Source organism: Sphingomonas sp. 10B4 (assembly GCF_035019905.1).
Lineage (GTDB): Bacteria > Pseudomonadota > Alphaproteobacteria > Sphingomonadales > Sphingomonadaceae > Sphingomonas > Sphingomonas glacialis.
In genome coordinates, this window is sequence record NZ_JASJVC010000071.1 from 1 (window position 1) to 17631 (window position 17631).

At 63.2% G+C, this 17631-nt stretch carries 13 protein-coding genes and 1 pseudogene; 2 read left to right on the forward strand and 12 right to left on the reverse strand.

Features of this window, described 5'->3' with window-relative positions:
• Positions 1–158: 158 nt before the first annotated feature.
• The 11 genes from QN347_RS15835 to QN347_RS15885 all read right to left on the reverse strand — a co-directional run bounded on the left by QN347_RS15835 (position 159) and on the right by QN347_RS15885 (position 13936).
• Complete coding sequence (locus QN347_RS15835) at positions 159–404, reverse strand: hypothetical protein (protein WP_322162173.1); 246 nt, start codon at positions 402–404, stop codon at positions 159–161.
• 54 nt (positions 405–458) lie between these two features.
• Positions 459–1490, reverse strand: a complete 1032-nt coding sequence (locus QN347_RS15840; RefSeq protein WP_322162174.1) for a hypothetical protein — start codon at positions 1488–1490, stop codon at positions 459–461.
• Positions 1483–2415 (reverse strand): IS1595 family transposase, encoded by a 933-nt coding sequence (locus QN347_RS15845; RefSeq protein ID WP_322162176.1) that lies wholly within the window; start codon positions 2413–2415, stop codon positions 1483–1485. Before QN347_RS15845 ends, QN347_RS15840 begins: the two co-directional genes overlap by 8 nt.
• Positions 2416–2424: 9 nt before the next feature.
• Positions 2425–3156, reverse strand: a complete 732-nt coding sequence (locus tag QN347_RS15850; protein WP_322162177.1) for a hypothetical protein — start codon at positions 3154–3156, stop codon at positions 2425–2427.
• Positions 3157–3406: 250 nt separating this feature from the next.
• On the reverse strand, positions 3407–5434 hold the full coding sequence (locus QN347_RS15855; RefSeq protein ID WP_322162178.1) for a discoidin domain-containing protein: 2028 nt from the start codon (positions 5432–5434) through the stop codon (positions 3407–3409).
• 160 nt (positions 5435–5594) lie between these two features.
• Positions 5595–6131, reverse strand: a complete 537-nt coding sequence (locus QN347_RS15860; RefSeq protein WP_322162179.1) for a GNAT family N-acetyltransferase — start codon at positions 6129–6131, stop codon at positions 5595–5597.
• Between the two features lie 454 nt (positions 6132–6585).
• Positions 6586–7632, reverse strand: coding sequence for a glycosidase (locus tag QN347_RS15865; protein ID WP_322162181.1), 1047 nt, complete (start codon positions 7630–7632; stop codon positions 6586–6588).
• Positions 7629–8396, reverse strand: a complete 768-nt coding sequence (locus QN347_RS15870) for an SDR family NAD(P)-dependent oxidoreductase (RefSeq protein ID WP_322162183.1) — start codon at positions 8394–8396, stop codon at positions 7629–7631. Before QN347_RS15870 ends, QN347_RS15865 begins: the two co-directional genes overlap by 4 nt.
• Positions 8397–9235: 839 nt before the next feature.
• Entirely contained in the window at positions 9236–10234 is a 999-nt protein-coding gene (locus QN347_RS15875) for a nuclease (RefSeq protein WP_322162185.1), read from the reverse strand.
• A 40-nt stretch (positions 10235–10274) separates the two neighbouring features.
• Entirely contained in the window at positions 10275–11420 is a 1146-nt protein-coding gene (locus tag QN347_RS15880; protein ID WP_322162186.1) for a YdcF family protein, read from the reverse strand.
• Positions 11414–13936, reverse strand: a complete 2523-nt coding sequence (locus tag QN347_RS15885) for a TonB-dependent receptor (RefSeq protein WP_322162188.1) — start codon at positions 13934–13936, stop codon at positions 11414–11416. The genes QN347_RS15880 and QN347_RS15885 overlap by 7 nt, the downstream gene beginning before the upstream one ends.
• Before the next feature lie 130 nt (positions 13937–14066).
• Between QN347_RS15885 and QN347_RS15890 the strand changes: the two genes are divergently transcribed.
• Together QN347_RS15890 and QN347_RS15895 are read left to right on the forward strand one after the other, a co-directional pair.
• Positions 14067–15203 carry an ROK family protein gene (locus QN347_RS15890; protein ID WP_322162190.1) on the forward strand — a complete coding sequence of 379 codons (1137 nt, stop codon included), beginning with the start codon at positions 14067–14069 and terminating at the stop codon, positions 15201–15203.
• A 58-nt stretch (positions 15204–15261) separates the two neighbouring features.
• Positions 15262–16587: an MFS transporter gene (locus tag QN347_RS15895; protein WP_322162191.1), complete on the forward strand. Its 1326-nt coding sequence runs from the start codon at positions 15262–15264 to the stop codon at positions 16585–16587.
• Positions 16588–16936: 349 nt separating this feature from the next.
• Here QN347_RS15895 and QN347_RS15900 read toward each other — a convergent pair.
• Positions 16937–17407 (reverse strand): annotated as a pseudogene (locus QN347_RS15900) (transposase); the annotation flags it as partial.
• Positions 17408–17631 lie beyond the last annotated feature (224 nt).

Below are 17631 nucleotides of genomic sequence, written 5' to 3' on the forward strand. Positions count from 1 at the left end.
CTTTCTCTACACTAAATCAGTAGGTTAAGCTACGCTCGCCAACCCGAAATCGCCCGTCCGACGAATAATCCGGGCTAAATAATGCGGTCAGGCGAGGATATTGACCGCCCGTGCGGCGACCAACGCGATGGGAACTATATACCTAACTAGCCGGTCAGCTAAATCCGCATAACCGCTACCACGAGCAGCGCAGTTATCACGGCCAGCAGGATATTGGTTGTCCGGGCCTGTTTCTTTCGGTTTACCGCCTCCTCGCAAAGCCCTGCCAAGAGCGTCACGACCAAAACCATATCCTGACGAGTGTGAAATACGGCCCGACGCCAATCGTGATCGGTGATCGGTTCGCCGGGATCGGCGGCGTCCTTAGCGATCACCTCGGCTTGGGCATCTGCCGCGATTTCCATCCACCCCATTCCGACCTCCCGTTTCCAAGAGCGTATCAGGCGCAGCGCGCTAGTCTAGCCGCGATAATCCTCGATTGCGGCTGGCTGATACATCGCCGCCAGCTTTTTGGCTTCGGCCTCACCACCGGGCAGCATGTTTGCCTTTTTCAGAATGTAGGCGGGGTATTTCGTAGGCAGATAGATCGTCCGAAACCAATTCTGGAACTCCGCCCATGCCTCATTCGGGTAAGCATTCGCCTCCTGCGGGTTGCTCGCGCTTTGCGGAAACTCCGGCGGATAATAGTGGTTATACTTGATCCGAGGCCCGAACCGCTCCGCTAGGTTCATGGCCTTCCAGTAGTTCGCCCACGTGCTGCCAACGCTCCCATCCGGGATGGTATGATCGTTAACTGTGAGGCCCGCGTTGATCAGATCGACCGTCAACCCTACGCTTTCCTTGAATATGCTGAAATAACCAACCGGGACGCTGTTTCGCAACAACGAAACGCGAGCGTTGTGGAAAAGCCATGGATCAATAGGCGCGTAATTGAGAGCCTGATAAATGAACTGCTGTAACCCGAAACGCGCAAACTGGCGGTAATTTGTTAGCGCTGTTCCGTTAGTTTTCTGCGCCTCAAACGCAAAATACTCTACAAACGCCATGCAAACTACGTCTGGATATGCGTAATATGGCGATCCGTTCTTAGATATTTCTATGAAAAGCCTCGGATCAGAATAGCCGTACTTCCCGAGATAGTCGTGGAAGAACGCCACCCGGCTGCGCGGTGATATCACACCATCCCTCATGGCGGCTTCCCATTCCTGAGTGATCTCGAACACTGTGGAACGCGCCGCGCCCGACACGTTCGCGAGGCCCGTTTGGGTAAGGTACGGAATGCCGTTTTGCAGCACTCCCATTTCGACGCCCCCGATGACCTTTTCGACCTGAATGCCAAGGTCCAGAACGCCTTGCGCCGGGGGTGCCGGAGTTTGTGCCGCATTAAGCGCTAAGGCACTGCTATTACTAGCAAAAGAGGGTGCCGGAGTTACCATCCGTTGTGCCACTGCATCGAAATCAGCATCGATCGGCTCAATGTCCTTAGCCATGCGTCAATTCCTTATAGGTGAGGCGCTTGCCGACCATGCGGTCAATCGTCATGTCGATGAAGCGCATCGTACCAGCCTTTGAAGTGTTGTGGCGGAACGAAAACTCGTTGACGTAGCGATGCAGATGCTTGGGCGACATGTAGTGATAGATGCCATAGTGGCCGCGCTTTAGCAGCGCCCAAAAGCTTTCGATGCCGTTGGTATGAATGCAGTAGTGGCGGACGTACTCTCCAGCGCCGTGGTTTACGGTGTGGTGTGTGAAGCCCTTCGACGTGAGGCTGCGATAACCCGCGAACTCGTCGGTCACGACCGTCGCGCCATCGGGCGCATTGTCCTGAATGAAGCCAATGAGTGTCTTGGCGGTCGTGTCGGCGACTGGCGTAGCGCGGACCTGATCGTTCTCGTCGCGGATGCCGACAACGGCAACCTTGCCGACGCCGCCGCGACCGAGATGCAGCTTCTTGTCGGCGTGCTTGTTCTTCTCTTTGCCGCCGATGAAAGCTTCGTCGGCTTGCAGGTGGTTGCCCATGTCGCCATTTGACCCGCCAAGCCATGTCTCGCGGATGCGCTGGGCGAGAAACCATGCCGACTTTTGCGTCACGCCCAACTCGCGCGCCATCTGCGTTGACGGGATGCCCTTGCGAGCGGTCGTCATCATGTAGATTGCCATCAACCACTTGTGCAGCGGGAGGCGCGACTCTGCTAGAACGGTGCCGGTGCGGACGCTAAAATGCTGGCGGCAATCGCGGCAACGGTAGGGCATCGGCTTCATGCTCTTTACCGCTGCAACCGAGAGGCTACCGCAATGGGGGCACGAGATTTCACCGTTCCAACGGTTGCGCTCAAAATACTCGCGGGCTGCTTCCTCGCCGGGGAAGCGCTGGAAGAACTGATAGAGGCTAACGGTTTCAGGTTTCGTGCTCATGCACTTTAACTAGCCAAACATGTCGCACCTGTCAACGGGTTTTTGGCTAGCTAGGTATATAGTTCCCAACGCGATCGTCAGCAACGACACTGCGGATTCGAACATCATCATGATCTTCGCACGACGCGAAAGCGGCAACGTGTCGGTCGGTGAAAAGGCGGTGGCGTTGGTGAAGGCAAGATACAGATAGTCCACGAAACCGGGCTTCCAGGTCGCAGCCTCGGGCGTATTCATGGTCATGTGCGGGAATAGGAAATCGCACTTGCAACTGTCGACCACCCCGTGAGAGGCCGGGCCACCACGATCGAGGGTCCAGAACCACAGGGCGAAGATGATGACGTTGGTGCCCCAAATATTGAGCGCGTCCAACAGCAAGGTTTGGCCGACTTTGGAGGCGTGGCCGTTGAGCAGCGCATGAACCAGTTCGATCAACGCCTCGAAGTTGATCATCGTGATCAGCGCCGTCATCGTCAGAGCAAGCAGGCGAATGCCATATCGTGCTCTGGCGACCAGCCGCCAATGCGCCTCCGTCCTCGCGTCGCGCGCGGATATCTGAGTCCAGGCCGTCGCGACTGAAAGCGGCAGCAGAAGTCCCAGTTCGAGCCCCGGCGCCAGCCACCGCGGCCCAAGAGTCAGGTCGTTGATCATGACGAGCTGCAGGCACGCGATCACCACAACGGAGAGGCGTGCGAGCCAGAAATCCAAAGCGTGGGTGTGAATCGCCTTGAGTGCGGTGGTCATGGAAACGCTCTTCGCACGCATGACTTTCGCTTGCCAGTCAGCGCGGGACGAGGTCGAAGCAGAATATGAAAAAGCGACCTTTTTTTGGAAGGCCGTAAGGGAGTCAGGAACGGCAGCGATTGGGTCTTGGCGTCGAAAGGCATTCGGTTGGCATTCTTGATAGCGATTCAGTTTCGCCAGGCAGCCGGAAGAGGGTCGCCGCTCGGACCAGCGCAGGCGTGGAGGCTCAAAGCGCTATTGCATCGAACAATCATTCCAGCGTCTCTGCTGATGGTCCGGCACCATTGACCACCGTGAGCGATAGTCCGGGAAGAGCGAGGTCGGCTTTCCAATTGGAGACCGTCCTCTCCTCGGGCGGCAGATCGAGGCTTGGATGGCCGAGCCGCGCATCCCAGGCATATTGCCGCGCTGAATATTGCAGGACCCGGAGTGGTCCGTTCGTGGCCGTCTTGACGCTCTTGAACGCCACCTTCGCGGTCACGTCCGCCGTACCGCGATTGACGATCAACAGCGACCATGTCCCATCCGCCCGAAGTAGCGGATAGGCCGTTACCAGCGTCCGCCCGCGGCTATCCTTGAGCGTTGTCGTCGCCTGGAACAGCATGTTGCTGCCAGGGCCGGCCCAGGCCGGGTTCATCATCTTCGCGGCATAGAAGCTCGGCATCGCCCAGCGCGGCGTGCCGTGCTTGTCCATCTGCCACAGCATCATATTTCCCTTGCCAGAACATGGGCGGTCACCATCGAGCAGGTCGTCGGGCGGATAGCCGTAGAGATATGCCGCCGACCCACCGCGCCCGAGAAAGTCGGCGATCATGTCGGCGTTGAGCAACGCGCTCGGCATCTCCACCATCGCGCGCCCGGCAAAGGCGGAGAAGCCATATTCGGTGATGATCCAAGGGATCGACCGCGGCACGCCGTCGTCCTTCAGCCGCTGGAAGATCGTGTCCATCACCGCGCTGCGTCGAAGCAGTTTCTCGGGCACCGAGCCACAGAGATTGTCGAACGGAAACAGCTCGAAAGAGAAGAAGCCGAACTGATCGAGCCCGTCATGGCTTTTGAGATATTTGAAGAACTGGCTGGTCCAGCTTTCGTCAGGATCGGGATCGAGCCAGGTGTCGGCGACACCGTCCTGCAGGCTCGGGCCTCCGATCGCGATCTGGGGAAAGCTCGCGTGCAACCGCCGCGCGAATTCGAGGTAGAGCGCGGCGTAATCGGGCGCCGAGATCATCGCGCCATCGGGCTCCTCGCCGAGCTCGACCCGGTCGAACGAGATATGATGCGCGGTGAGATAGCGCAGTTCGGCCAATGCATTTTCGGGCGTGTCGAAGTTCAAGCCAGCCGGAACCATGATCGGCGTCTTCTGGATCACCGCCGATTTTGCCAACGCCTCGAACGAGGGCTGTTCGGTCTTGGCGTCACGGTCGCGCGCGCGGTGCCACGGATCGGTCGAGGAGACATAGACGAGCGTCTGGCGGTGCCGATCCGCGCGGTGGCGGATGATATCGGTCAGCTTGTCCGACGCGGTCATCGTACCGAGCGAAATCTCGCCGATCGCAAAACCGAGCCCGTCGCGAATATCATTGCCGGGCGCATCGCTGGTGTTCGAGGATTCCTGCAACAGGATTCGGACGAACTTGGTCGAGACCGATGTTTTGGCGATCCGAAGCGTGACCGTTCCGCCATGGCCATCGGCGACCACGCCTTGCGGGAAGTCGTGCCACAGCCCCTCATATTCATCCGCGCCGACCCAATATTGCACGGCATAACGCCGCGCATATGGGTGCTTCCACGCCAGACTGATCGCGTCGATCGGCATGCGTCGTGGCAATGCGACCACCGCCCATTGCGGGCGGGCGGGCGCCTCCTTTGAGAAATGCGAATCGAGATACGGATTGCTCTTCCAGAAGCTCGCCGGGTCGCCATCGTCGAGCCGTGAATAGCCGTCGTCGTTCGCCTGATCGATCGTGTTGCCGCGCCGCGGCAGTTTATAACCGAAGGTGACGAGCCCGTGCGTGTCGGCCTGTACGTCGCCAGTCCAATAGCCCCGGCGGTGCACTGCATCGCTCCACGAGCCTTCGGACGACCAGTGCCACGCCTCATTGGCGAGCTCCGAGCGCAAGCGATACGCCAGCCGCTGGTAGCTCGAGCGCCGCATCGCCGCAAGATTAGCGCTGCGGAACATCGCCGCCGCTTCGCCTTGCGCCCCGCCGTCGATCGACGCGCCTAGCGCGCGATCCGCATCGAAGACGGCAAGCGGCTTACCGTTCGCGCGCTCCACGGTGATGCGATCGACATCCGCACCCGCGGAGATGGGAACGGCGATGGCCGAAAAAGCAAAAACTGCCGCTAGCTTTGTCTTGATTGACCCGACGTGCGCGACTTGAAATCTGTACATCGCCGTCGCCTAAGGCGTAACCGCTCGAATACGAAGCGCCGATTTACCCCACAGAAATTGTCCTGCCGAACCGGATGGCTCCGTCGTCGGATCCATCCTTCGGGAACAAGCGCGTCAGGCCTTGCCGCTCGTAGAAGCGCGCGGCTCGCGCGTTGTCCTGGCTGACGCCAAGATGGAATCCGGTCGAGCCAAGCTCCCGTGCCCGTTCGATCCACGCTCGGAGAAGGCGTCCGCCATAACCGCCCCCCTGCAGACGCGGCAGCAGGTTGATGTGGAGGTGCGACGGGTGGTGTTCCACAAGCCAGTCCGGCGCGCGATCCGGATGGTGGATAGCCTGCCAAGCGTACACATCATCCCCGGCAGTCACGCCTACAAGATCGGCACTCATATCGGCGTGCGAAGCCCGAAGCGCGGGCCACCACTTCTCCTCGAGGATTTGCTCGAATACCGTCGTATCCAACGCACCAACGATGTATCCTCCGACGCCAAAGTTGTCTTCGACGATCAGGGCAAGCTCTGGAGCGAACAGGGCGTAGGGCGCTGCGTAAATGTGCCCTAAGAGTTTGGGATCGCGATACAAGCGTGACGCGTCGGCGCCGCTATAACCGGTCTGAACGACGATCTGATATAACGCGTCGAGATCGGCCTCGGTAAAATTTCGGATGACGGCCGTGGCTCGATTTCCTTGGTGCTGCTCGGAATCTCGACGTGCACCGTTGTCGTGCTTCCGTCGAGCTCAGATGGACGCTGCTGATACAAATGCGATAGGGCAGGTCACATTCTGCACTGAAAATCACCGCCAACGCGGCCCACGTCATATCGGCCTTCGATACATTGCGCTGACGATCGCGTCGGCCGATGAAAAGGCGTGATCTGACCTATGATCCCGTCATTTGCGTTACCGACCTGAACAAATGGCCGCTTTCGGTGATCGGAAAAGAAACTTGAATGTCCATAAATGGGTCTATTTGCGAAGTCTCTCGCCTTACCAAATGTCTGCCCCAATTGAGTTCTTCATCGCTCGTGTACGGCTTTCAACTCCGCTTCAGCCGCGCTCGCGACAGACGCCGGTCCTCGAGGGAGTAGTACAGCCAGACCTCGCCTTCACGACTCGTGACGGAGGCGGCGAAAGCGATGTCGCTCGCCGTCCGGTCGGGGACCGGCGGCGGGGTGATCAGCGGCTCGATGCAGCGGTCGATCACGCGAGTCAGTTCGCGGTCGAACGCCACCCAGCCGATCCGCCAGCGCGCGTCGTGCGTCGCGCCGTTGTAGAACATCACCGGCATCTCGGGGTCGTCGAGCAGCATCGGGCCGGTCGACAGGTGCCAATTGTCCCACCCGTCTTCGCGCGGCATGAACGGGGTCGGCTGCTCGTCCCATGGCCCATCCACCTTGGGGCCGATCGCCAGACCGACGCGACTGGCCTCGTCGGCGGCATATTCGTAGAACAGGCTCCACCGCCCGTCTTTTTCGCGATCGACGGTCGCTTCCTTGGTGTTGCCGAGCGACTTTGTAGAGGCAATCGCGACGCCGGTCTTCACGAGTTTGTCAACAGTCGGCCCGGCGGCGTAGAACATCTCGCCATGCGCCATGTCGGCCTCGACACCGGTGTAATAGACGACGTAGCTGCCGTCCTCCATCTTCACCACGGTGGGATCTTCCACCCCGCCCGAATCCTTTTCGCCCGGGCCGCCCGGCAGGATCGAGGGGTGGTCGAGCATCGCGAAGTGAACGCCGTCATCGCTCCAGCCGGCCCAGATGATGCCGGTGTCGGTCATCGGTTCGCCGGGCCGCGTGACCGCGCGCACCATGATGCCGAAGCGGCCGTCCGGCTCCAGCCACACATACGGGCTCATGAGGTCGCGCTCCATCAGGGGCGACGGACCCATCAGATGAATGTCCTGCAACTCCTGCACGTTGAAATTGACCGAATCGGACGAAGGATAGACCAGCACCTTGCGGTCGCCGGTCACGCTGTCGGCGGGCAGGCGCGAGCGTACGATCGGGACGCCGGGCGTGATCTCTGTCTGGTTCGTGGCACCTGCTGTCGAGGAGGGCGTCGCGGGCTTGCCCCCGATCATGCGCCGAGTGCCTGCATCAACGACAAGCCACCGTCGATCACGATCCGCGCGCCGGTGATGTACGACGCTTTGTCCGAGGCAAGGAACACGGCGAGGTCGCCGACCTCCTCGGGCTTTCCCGCCCGATCCATTGGGATGTTCTGTTCCAAAGCCTTTCTATAGGCCGGATCGGCGCTGGCGCGCTCGTTCATCGGCGTCAGGATCATGCCGGGCTCGATCGCATTCACGCGGATGCCGTTGGGCGCCTCCTCGATCGCGAGCTTCTCGATCAGATTGGTCAGCCCGCCTTTGGCCGCGCAATAGTCCGCGCCGCCAGCGCGTACGGCATAGGCGTGGATCGATGAGATGTGGATGATCGCACCGGGAGAGTTCGCGGGCCGGTTGCGGACGAAGCGGCGCGAGGTGAGGAACGCGCCGGTCAGGTCGGTATCCAGCATGCGCTGCCATTGCGGCAGCGTCATTTGCCGCACTGGCACGCCCGCCATGTTGATCCCGGCGGAGTTAACCAGAACGGTCACGAGCCCGAACGCCTGCTCGGCGGCCGTGAACGCTGCCTCCACCGAGGATTCGTCGCCGACGTTGCACTGGACCGCGACCGCATCGCCGCCAGCTGCCTTGACCTTCGCGCCGGTGTCGCTTCCATCGTTATGGGCATCGTGAAAGAGCACCACCACCTTGTCGCCCAGCGCTCCGAACGCGATCGCGCAGGCCGCGCCGATCCCGCTTTCTGCGCCGCTCACCAAGACGCACCTGCCGTTCGTCATCCCATTGCCCTCTTTCGAATCTCTTCCGATCGTATCGGCGCGAGCTTCAATGCGAGCCATTATCATCTTTGTCATGTTGCTGCTGGCACGCCGCCTGGCGGTACCGATATGAACGATTGCTGCGGTTTATAATCCAAGCGCAGTGCTCAAAGCATCCGCTCGGCGAACGTGAACGAACGAGCGATTTAGGGAAGCCGCAAACTCGCGCTGAACGGCTGGTTGTGGGTCGTGCTGGCCGCGACGCGGTCTGCCGGCTCGCGACCATTTATCGCCGCCTAGCCTTCTGGATCACGGCGACATTGCCCGCCGCTCGAATACGCTTGGCGCGAAGTACGTCACCGCCGTAACCTTCGACGTCCGGGATCAGCTACAGGCAGTCCTCGACAAATGTCTGATCGAGCACGGCTATGTCCTATTCGGTTGACCGAGCCGCAGGTTGAAACGCTGAAGGGATTGAAGCGCCATAGCCCTCGACGAACTGCCTACCTGCATTCAATCGATTCTGACGCGATGTTGATTGATCGGCAGCGCGTTTCTTTGGGAGGATAAACCCAAGGTGCTAACGGGTAGACGAGCACGCCCAGTATCTGCTTTTCGGCCGCGTCGCGCCCAAAGCTGTCGGACCGCAGACCACCAGGTATCGCAGATCCTGCGTGTTGGCCGGGCCTGGTTCCAAGGCGTAACGGTTCCGCGAGACGAGCCAACAAAACGCGCTGCCTGGCACCGATCTTTTCCATGAACTTCATCCTTTGATTGATCGCGGGCCGCAGTCGGATCGGTTCGGCGACCGACACGCCACCGGAACGGTACATCCGTTCCCGGGCCGTCGAACGGATGTGTCAGTCGGGATCCACGGGCGCCGGGGCGGAGCCCGTCGTGGGGTCGAAGCCAGGCGTGAGCGGGTCGAGTGGATTCGCGACAGCTACAGCGCTGGATTGCTGGGATTCGCCCCAGGCGCGAACGATCAGGTCGCGCAGCAACGATGCGCCAGCGCCAGTCCTGGCATAAACAAGCGCGCGCGCATCTATATCGGCGGCCTTGGCAAATGCACCGCGCTTGTCGAGTTGGTAAACCGTCTCCATCCGATCGCCGGCCTCATCCAGATACGACAGCACGGCGTCGAACAGGTCGCCGCGCGCGCGGGCGAGCGGCGCCATGTGCCGGCTCACGTCGACTTCGGTAAGGTCGATCAGACCGACATAATCCGACTCAAAGCGGCTGTGGATACTGGCTCCAGTTGTGTAGCCGTGGGGATTTGGCCCCCGCCATCCGTCGCTGTTGATCGAATCGTGCAAGGGTTGCGATCCATCTCCGACATAATGGCCCAGTCGAATGACATCGAACGCGCAGATCTGTTCGAGGAATTGCGCGTTTTTCTCCCGGCCGGCGGCGCGGACGCCGCGCAGCTGACGCATATCGGCGACCAAATGCCCGTATTGCTCCATCACCGCGTATGGCAGCGTGCCCGTCCAGCGGACGTTGACCCACGCTGCCGCCGCCGGATCGCTCCGCGCAACCCGCGCGTTTTCCCGGTAGAGCGCGAGGAGAAAGGCGTAGCGCGAGCGCGGGATGGGCTTGAGAAAGGCGAACCGCTCGCGGAACCAGCCGTGGTTGGGGTCCTCCTCGATTTTGGAAAACGGCTCCGAGGCATTGCGCCAGCCGTCTGGGACGGTGGACGACGCCGCGATGTAATCGACATAAGCGCGCAGGAACGTCGGCCCGTCCGCGGGAAGTGCCGCGATCGCCGCGCGATCGATCGCCGTATGCGCCTGATGGCCCCAGCCCAGCGCGGGCGAGGCGGTGAGGGCGACGAGGAGCGGGAGGATTCGCTTGATCATGACTGGTCGCGCGTGAGGGGTTGCCGATGCCGATCGCCGGTCATGGATCGAGCGGGTCCGAAGGATCGATCCGCAATGACATAGCCGACGGCTGGAAGAGCAATTGCGTCGGTGACACGCGGACTCCGATGCGGCCCGGCTGGTAGCCGAGTTCGGCCTGGTTGCGGCCGGCGAAGGTCGCGCTCGCGATGTAGCGGCTCTGGTCGGGGTTGGTCGAGATCAGCGCTGGCCGATCAAGCGGAGCACCCAGCGCCACCAGCCGGCGCGTTGCGTTGCGCAAATTGGTGGTGGTGTGGCGCGCGTACGGCTCGATGAGGATCGCACTCGCGGGCACGCCGAAGCGTTCGCTCGCCGCACGGGCCATTTCCACCGCCTCGGCCGCGCGCGTCCCCCGCGGGTGGACCGTGCCGCCCGAGAACAGGACGAACGGCGCGAGCCCGGTATTCCAGAGCGTGACCGCCATCTGGACATTGAGCTTGCCCAATGCGCTCAGCGGGGTCGCAAGGTCTTCCGGGCCGATGCCCGGAACGATGATCGCCGTGTAGCGATAGCGCGACCAGTCGAGCGTCTTGGCGCGGACCATGGCGGCATGGTTGAAGCGTGCGTCGAGCGGCTCGAACGCGGCCGCGTCGTCCCGATCGTTGCCGTCGAGCAGCGCGAGCGCGAGGCCGATGCTCGGGTCGAGCGCGGAGACCGGAGCGTCCCGCCCCGCCTCGGCGAGCGCGACCGCGGCGGCGGCATTGGCGATGGCGTGATCCGGATCGGGCCCGTCGATCTTCGGGTAGCGCGGTGCGACGGCTTGCCCGTAGACGCCGATCACCGCGTTGATACCGGCGATCTCGCGCACGATGCTCGCGCGAACGCCGTCGTCGGATGTGGTCGCGAGGCCGGCCTCGTCACCGGCCTTGGCAATCATATCGCGCTCGGGGTCGGTCCAGCGCGCCGCCTCGAGCACGCAGCGCGCGTCGCCGCTGCACGCCGCGATCCGCTGGCGCCGCAGTTTGAGCAGCGCGGCGACCTGCGCCGGCCGGATGTCGCGCGGCCACGCCGCGAGCAACGGGAACAGCCGCGCGGCCATCTTCGCCATCACGCGGTCCGGCACGACGGTGGCGCCCGACACGGGCGCCGCTGCGACCACCAGCAATGCGCAGCCAGCCAGCAAGCCCGCCCGGGCGGGGCTCACCATGACCGGGTCACCACGAAGCGGAAGTTGCGCCCGAACAGCGGACGGCCGTAGACCGCGACCGCCGTGCCCTGGCCGAAGGCGTCGCTGCGGGTGTTGCCTTCCGTCAAACCGTGGCTGTTGGTGATGTTGTCGCCCACGACCTGGAACTGCCACGGGCCGCGCGTATAGTTGAAGCCGGCGCCCAGCGTCTGATAGGCCGGCAACTGCGTCGTGTTCAGATAATCGACATATTCGCGGCCGACGAAGTTCAGCGTACCATAGATGTCGAACAGATTGCGGCCGCTTTCGAAATGGAATTTCGGAAGGACATGGCCGTACAGTTTCGGCTCGCGGATGATCTGCTTGCCCGCGACGGCGATCGTCTGCGACGGATTGTTCGGGTTGTAGAGGTTGTCGTACTGCGGATCGGCAAAGGTGATCGCCCCGTTGAGCGAGAACCAGCGCACCGGTTCCAGATTCGCATCGATCTCCACGCCCTTGCTCACCGCCTTGCCGATGAACGGCACGTTGGTGGTGTATTGCGTCGTCGGATCGGGATAGGAGCCGTTGAGCGGGTTGAACTGGGTGTAATAGCCGGTGGCATAGAGATAGTTGCGGCCGAACGACGCCTTGACGCCGAACTCATATTCGTTCGCCTTGGTATAGGTCGGCGTCGGCGCGGTGCTGAAGGCGGTGCCGGCGGTGGGCGGCACTTCGACATGGCTGGCGCGGCCATAGGCGCCGAAATGGCGGGTGAAATCGTAGCTGAGGCCCACCGTCCAGTTGGTCACCTGCGGACTGAGGCGGAATTGATACGCCGTGCCCGTCAGCGCGACGACCGTGTTGGCGAGCGTCCCGGCCAGCGCGGTGTTGGTCACCGTCTTGGTGTAATCCTCGAAGCCATTGTAGCTGTACCATTCGTGGCGGATGCCGCCATCGAGCCGCAGCCCGCGCGTGATCTCCCACGTGTCGTTCGCATATACTGCGAGCATCTTGGCATCGACCTTGCCGATCCCGAGCGCATTGGTGCCGGGCAGTGCGCCGTTGTTGGTGACTTTGCCCAGCACCGCGCCCGACGCGGAATAGGCGATCAGGTCGAGCGTGGCGGGCTGGCCCTGCACCTGGAGCAGATATTGCTGATAATATTGGTTCTGCGTGTCGCCGTAGAAGGAGGTATAGGCACCGACCTTGACGTCATGCGTACCGAAGGCGGTAGCGAACTTGTGCGTCAGGCTGAGATCGCCCTGCACCGAATAGAAGCGCGAATCGGCTGCGCGATATTGCGCCGGCATCACCAGCCCAGACTGCGTGGAAGGATTATAGGCGGTGTTCGTACCGGCATAGACATAGCCGAGATGATCGACCGTGCCGAACGCCTTGGTCGCGGCGGCGCGATAGCTGTTGGCATACGCCGTCGCGTCGCTCGGGTTGGTGGTCGAGTAGAGCGCGTCGAACGTGTTCTTGCCCTTGGTCGCGCCGCCCTTGAAGCTAACCAGCCATCCGTCGAAATCGCCTTGATACTGCAGGCCGAGATTGCCGTATTGCATGTGGCGACCGTCCGCGAGATCGCGGTTCACGCTGCGCAGTGCGCCGTTGGGGTCCTGATAGCTGAGCGTCACGTCGCGGAACGCCGGCGAGTTCATCGTGCCGGTGAAATAGTTGAGCCACGGGTTCAGCGACTGCGATGGATTGGACGGATTGGCGATCGGGATCGGCAGATAGAAGACGTTGTGGTCGTTCAGATAATTGGCGGTCACCTTGACGAACCCGTTGCCGAAGTCGTGCTTGATGTTGGCCCGGATCTGGCCGCCGCGATCGTTGGGGAAGCCGTTGTCGCGATAGCCGTCGCTGTAGCGCAGGAAGCCGCCGATCGCATAATAGGTGTCATGGCCGAGCGGACCGGACTGCATCAGGTCGGCGCGATACAGGCCAATATCGCCGATCGTCAGCTGCGCCGCGCCGCGCGGCGTGGCGGTGCCGCTGACCGTGATGTTGTTGACGATCCCGGCCGCTTCCGATGCGTAGACCGGGGCGGGGCCGCCCTGCACGACTTCGACCCGCTCGGTCATCAGGTCGTAGCGGTTCATACCGTCGCCCGAGTTGAAGAAATAGCCGTCGACCTCGTGATAGAGCGGCAGGCCGTCCTGCTGGAAGATCAGCATGCCGCGGTCGGTCGGGATGCCGCGCAGCCGCGTGATGTTCTGCACCTCGCCGCCGGTCGTCTCGACATGGATGCCGGGCAATTGGCCGAGCAGGTCGGCAAAGCTTTTCGGCGCGAGCTGCTTGATGTCGGCCTGCGAGAGCGAATTGATCTGGTACGATACGTCGAAGCGGCGCTGCGCACGCGCCGAGCCTGTGACGATGATGTCGGTGTTGGCGGCAGCGGCAGCGGGTGCGTCCGCCGCCTGCGGGGCGTCCGATGCCGGTTCGGCCGCGGGGGCCGACGGCGACGACGCGACCTGAGCCCAGGCTGGGACGGTGCTGGCGAGCGCGAGTGAGGCGACGGCACAGCCACTGGCCAGAGTGATTTTTCGCATGACATTCCCCTGTGGCGCACCGACCCCCGATGCTCGCCGACGTCACGCTAGGCAGGCTCGGTGACAGTTTTAATTATTATTTGAAAAATAAATCCGGACCGCGCATCGCCCCCCGTCACGGGAGGATCGTATGAACAGCCGGGGGAGGGCAGGCGGCACCGCGCTGCCCTTGGATGAAGACGAGAAACGCATCATGCGATGCCTGCGGCTGTCGGGGCCGGCATCACGGTCGGGGCTTGTCGGCACGCTGGGGTTCAGCCCGGCCAAGCTCACCAAATTGTCGCAGCGATTGCTCGCGATCGGCCTGGTCGAGGAGGTCGAGGATACCGAAACCCAGGGCCGCGGGCGTCCCGCGATCCCGCTGCGCATTGCGCCCGGCGCGGGCTATGCCATCGGGACCACGGCGCATAAGGGCGTGCTCGATATCGCGCTGGTCGACTACGCCGGAAGCGTGATCGCCCAATCGGCCGGGCCGTTCCACGATCACGACCCGCGCGCGCTGTGCCGCGCGGTACGGACGCGGATCCTCGCGATGATCGACCGGCACAATCTGGTCGGCGCGCGTTTTTTGGGCCTGGGGATCGGCATGCCGGGCCTCGCCTCGTCGCCCGACGGCGAGCATTGGCGCACCGTGCCCGAATTGTGGGGCAACCGCGATGTCGCGATCCGGGGGATGTTGGAGGACATGCTCGCGCTGCCGGTCTGGATCGAGAACGATGCCTCGGCGACGGCGCTGGCCGAATATTATCTCGGCAGTCCGACCGACCGAGACGCGACGATGGTGGCGATCTTGCTGGGGTACGGCATCGGCGCGGGCATCATCGCCGATGGCCGGTTGCTGCGCGGTGCGATGCGCAACGCCGGCGATATCGGCGCCTTTTACCCGATCGATCAACCCCGCCCGTCGCCGGTCGATCTGCTGGCGCTGCTTCGGGCGGACGGGTGCGACATCGATTCGGTCGCGGATGTCGGCGACAAGGTGTCGCAGCATCAGGCGGTGGTCGATGCCTGGGTGGTGCGCGCTGCCGATCAGCTGCGGCTGGTGGTGGAAAGCGCGCTCGCCTGGTTCGATCCCGGCCGGATCGTCCTGTCCGGGCCGCTGCCACGCGATCTGATGGTGCGACTGGCCGAGCGGCTGAATGCCTCGGGCATATCGCGCGGGCCTGGTTCGACCTTCATGCCGCCGGTTTTGGCCTCCCGGCTCGGCGGCACCGCGATAACGCTGGGCGCCGCCTTGCTGCCGATCCACGCCGGCATCGCGCTCTGACACTGCCCGACAGCTGTCACACAAGCGCTGTAGCGACTCTGTCGGACAGGCAGGGACGATGCTGCAAACGACAATCTCTCGCGACGGCTGGCGGCCGGCGACAGCGACCGGGCTTCGCGACCGGACCGGCGGACTGCGACTGCCGTACGTCGCCGCGCACTATGGCAAGAGCCTGCTCTGGTGCGCGAGCGAGTCGATGTTCGCGTTTCTGCTGACCGAGCTTGCGCATTTGCCACCGATGGCGGTCGGCTGGGTGCTTGCGCTGAGCTTCCTCCTCAGCGGAGCCCTCGACATCGCCGTCGGCACCGCGTTCCGGCGGCAATTGTCGACGATCGCCGCCTGTTCGCGGCTCCAATTGACCGGCGCGATCACCGCGGCCGCTGCGCTGCTGCTGCTGTTCAGCGTGCCGGCGCTTCACCCGGCGATGCCGCTGCTCCTAGCCGCTTCGGCGATCCTCCTGTTCCGGCTCGCATACGCGTTCGTCGACCTGCCGCAGAATGCGATGCTAAGCCTGTTGGTGCAAAGCGACGCACGCATGTCGCTCGCATCGCTGCGGCTCGTCGCGAGCGGGCTGGCGGCGCTGACGATCGGCGCATGGGCGTCGGCGATCGTGTACAGTCCCGCTTCGCACCGGTCGCTCTTGCTGATCCTTACCGCGCTGCCCCTTGCCGCCATCACGATCGGGTCGAGCGCGCATCTGCGACGGCGGGTGCTCGCTTCGCCGGGGGCCAAGACCCCGCCGATCGCGAAGCCGTTCGCCGTCGCGGGACGATTGCCTGTCGCGGTGTGGCGGCTCGTGGGGGTGATGCTGGTGATCAATTTCGCGGCACCGGTCTTCACCCGGATGTTGCCCTATTATGCGGCGTACCAGATCCACGATCCGCTGCTTGGATCGAGCGCCATTGCGTTCGTATCGCTCGGCGCCCTGGCGGGGCCGCCCATCTGGTACGGCTTGCTGCGCGCGCGCTCGGCCGAGATCCATATCGTCGCATGTGCGCTGTCGCTGGCCGCGGCGGCCGGGCTGTTCGGGTTGGCGGGCTGGACCGGAGGCCCGGCGCTGGTGGTCATCGCCGGCTTGCTGGGACTTGGCGCGGGAGGCCCCGGCATGGCGATCTGGTCCGCGTTCGGGCAGATTGTCGCGGATGCTGGCCGCGGCCGGGAAGGACTGGCCTATGGGCTGTTCACTGCCGCCGCCAAGGTGGCACTGGCGCTGGATGCGATCGGCATGGGATGGCTGATGTCGGATCCCACGTTCCGGGAACCTTCGAGTCCGCGTCTGCTGCTTTACATGACGCTGCCGTCAATCATCGCCGGCGTTACCGCAGCCCTGCTGGTGCTGGTCTGGAGGCCTGGAGGCCGGGGGGCCGGGGGGCCGACATCATGAACGAGGGACCGCTTTTGGGAAGCGGCAAACAGGCCGTGAATGACCGAGTGTGTGAAGGATATCGGATGCCGGCAGGCGTACGATATCCTCCAAAGCGGGAAGCCGCGGGCAGCACGCGGTGCCTATGGGTTTTTCGTTTTTCGCTCTGCCGCGCGGGGGTCGCATCGGCCTGTGGGAAGCGCATGGGCTGTTCGGAACGTGGGGCGCAGGGGCGACGTGCCGCGTAGCTGGTGACCAGTGTCGGGGCTTGAGATCGGCGCCGACTCGGCTGGCGTTGTCGCCAACGCGAGCGGAATCGCCGCCGGAAGCACGGGACTTTCGGAGCGCGGTTGGGCCGAGCCATGCCGGGTCATGGCGCGGTGGTCCCGGTCGATGCGGTGGAGTGTGGCGGTGCGCGCGGCTGGCGCCAGCGCTCGAAGGCCTCGATGATGACCATGTGCCCGCCACAGCAGGGGCATGGTGGGCGGACATCGGTCGGCTCGTCGGGCGTCTCGTTATCGGGCGGCGGCGCGACGCCGAGCAACTGGCGGGCGTGTTCGAGGTGCGCCTTGCGGGTGGCACCGGCGAGCAGGCCGTAATGGCGGATGCGGTGGAACCCGCGCGGCAGGACATGGAGCAGGAAGCGGCGGATGAACTCGTCCGTCGCTAGCGTCATCACCTGCTGCCGATCGGCACCGTCGCGGCGATAGTCTTTGTAGCGCATGGTGACGCCGGCCCCGTCGAAGGCGAGCAGCCGACTGTTCGAGATCGCGACCCGGTGGGTGTAGCGCGACAGATAGGCGAGCACTGCTTGCGGCCCGGCGAACGGCGGCTTGGCGTAGCCGAAGCGCTTTCGGCATGGGACGAGGCCCTCGCGATCAATCTGAAGGTCGAAGTCGCCAAGCGCGCCTCGGCACTGCGGTCGGCTGTTGCGGTAGGTCAGGCTTAGCGGATCGACCGCGAGCTCGATGAACTAGTCACGATTTTCGTATCCATTCGGCGACGACCATCGGGCGTAATTTTGTCTCGCGTGCGCGAGCGATCAGGCCGCTTGCTTGATCTTGA